Raw genomic sequence first — 2427 nt, 5'->3', positions numbered from 1 at the left:
GATTCGCATCCACGCGTCGGCGTTGATCGGGGCGGTGGCAAAGACTGTGTTCATGGCGGGCAGGTAGGTGATGGCGATCTGACCGAGTGCCTGGGCGGTGACACCGGCGATGATCCATCGGTTGGTGAACAGGCCGATCCGCCATGCCGAGTGGCTCAAGGATCGACAGCTGAACAGGTAGAAGGCCTCGACGACGACGAACAGGTTCAGTGCCGCTGTCCGGGCCTCTTCGAGGCTGGCGCCGTGTGCTTGCTCCCATTCGAACAACCACCAGGAGCCGGCGACGAGCAAGGTCGAGACCAGCATGATTCTGCCGAGCAGGGCGCGGGTCAGTAGCGGTTGATCTGGGCGACGCGGGGGGCGGGACATGATCCCGGCTTCCTTCGGTTCGAAGGCGAGCATCAGTCCGAGGGCCACAGCCGTGGTCATGTTGATCCACAGGATCTGGGTCGGCAGGATCGGCAGTGCGGTCCCGAAGACGATGGCGATGAGGATGACCAGGCCCTCACCGAGGTTCGTCGGCAGCGTCCAGGTGATGAACTTGGTGAGGTTGTCGAATACTCCTCGCCCTTCTTCGACGGCCGCCTCGATCGTGGAGAAGTTGTCGTCGGTGAGCACCATATCGGCAGCGTCCTTCGCCACCTCGGTGCCGCTCTCGCCCATCGCGACCCCGATGTTTGCCTGTCGTAGCGCGGGAGCGTCGTTGACCCCGTCACCGGTCATGGCCACCACCTGCCCGCGAGCCTGCAGGGCCTCGACGAGTCGGAGTTTCTGTTCGGGGGACACCCTGGCGAACACGGTCGCCCGGTCCACTGCCTCTGGAAAATCCTCAGTCGGAAGCGCAGCGAGATCGTTGCCGGTCAGCACGGTGCCCTCTCCGCGAGTTCCCGGGTCGAGTAGTCCCACCTGCCGCGCGATCGCCGTTGCGGTGGCAGCGTGATCGCCAGTGATCATCTTCACCGAGATACCCGCAGTCCGGCATGCCCCGACGGACGCGCCGGCCGCCGCCCGGGGTGGGTCGAGCATCGCCTGCAACCCGGTCAGAACCAGCGTGCCCGCCAGGGTCCGTTCACCGAACTCCTCGGGGTCGACGGCATGGCGCACGGCGGTGGCCAGGACTCGCAGGCCTCGGTCGGCCAGGTCCTCGGCGGCGCGCAGCACCTCGCCGCGATCGACCGGCCGGACGGAACCGTCATCGGCCAGCAGCCCGTTGCACAGCTCGATCACCCGCTCGACAGCCCCTTTGGCCAGGACGAAGTGTTCGCCGGTGTCGGGGTTCCGGTGCAGGGTCGCCATGTATTGGCGTTCGGAACTGAAGGCGATGGAGGCCATTCTCGGATGTGACTCGGCGAAACCGGACGGGTTCAGGTTCGCCTTGGTGGCCACGACCACCATGGCGGCCTCGGTGGGATCGCCGAGAATTTTCCACCGGCCACCGTCGTGGCGGAGTGTGGCGTCGTTGCAGGCGGCGCCCGCCAGCAGGGCCCACCTCAACCCGCGATGGGAATCAACTGATGCAGGGGTGCCCTCGCCCTCGAGGAGAACACCCTCGGGGGTGTAGCCGGAGCCGGTGACCTCGAACTCTGCGTCCGGTGTCCATATCCTGCGGACGGTCATCTGATTCTCGGTCAGCGTTCCGGTTTTGTCCGAGCAGATGACCGTGGTACTACCCAGTGTTTCCACCGCCGGCAGCCGCCGGATGACCGCCCCTCGCTTTGCCATCCTGGCAACTCCGATGGCCAGGGTGATGGTGACGGCCGCGGGTAGTCCTTCCGGAATTGCCCCGACCGCCAGGGCGATGGCGGCGGTGAACGTCTCGACGGCGTCCTGTCCACGCAGCAGTCCGATGCCGAATGTCGTCGCGGCCAAGGCGAGGATGGCAACGGTCAGTATCTTGCTGAACTCTGCGAGTTTCGTCGTGAGCGGTGTGGCCAAAGACTCTGCGGCTCCGACCAGGCGGTGTATCTCGCCGAACTCGGTCTCCGCCCCGGTCGCGACCGCCACTCCGGTGCCGGTACCGGCGGTGATCAAGGTGCCCGAGTACGCCATGTTTCGCCGGTCGGCCACCGGGGACGACCGAGGCATGACCACCTCGTCCTTGGTTACCGGGGCGGACTCTCCGGTCAGAGGCGACTCGTCCGTCCGCAATTCGGCTACGCGGATCAGCCGCAGATCGCCAGGGACCTTGTCACCGGCCTCCAAGTGCACCAGATCGCCGGGCACGAGCGCTTCGGACGCAATGGTCTGGCCCTGGCCGTCGCGGACGACCCTGGCCGTGGTGCGCACCATCGACCGTAGACTCTCGAGTGCCGACTCCGCCTTCGACTCCTGGATGAATCCGACGACTGCGTTGACCAGGACCACAGCGAAGATCACCGCTGAGTCGACGTACTCGCCCAGCGCCGCGGCAATCGCTCCCGCGACGAG

General features: G+C 66.2%; 1 protein-coding gene. It reads right to left on the bottom strand.

Features of this window, described 5'->3' with window-relative positions; genetic code table 11:
- A partial coding sequence (locus WAW17_RS11530) for an HAD-IC family P-type ATPase (RefSeq protein ID WP_422333113.1) occupies nt 1–2427 on the bottom strand: 2427 nt, incomplete at both ends.

The sequence above is a fragment of the Rhodococcus sp. (in: high G+C Gram-positive bacteria) genome (genome assembly GCF_049286785.1).
GTDB lineage: Bacteria > Actinomycetota > Actinomycetes > Mycobacteriales > Mycobacteriaceae > Rhodococcus_F.
This window is presented reverse-complemented; position numbering and strand designations above follow the sequence as displayed.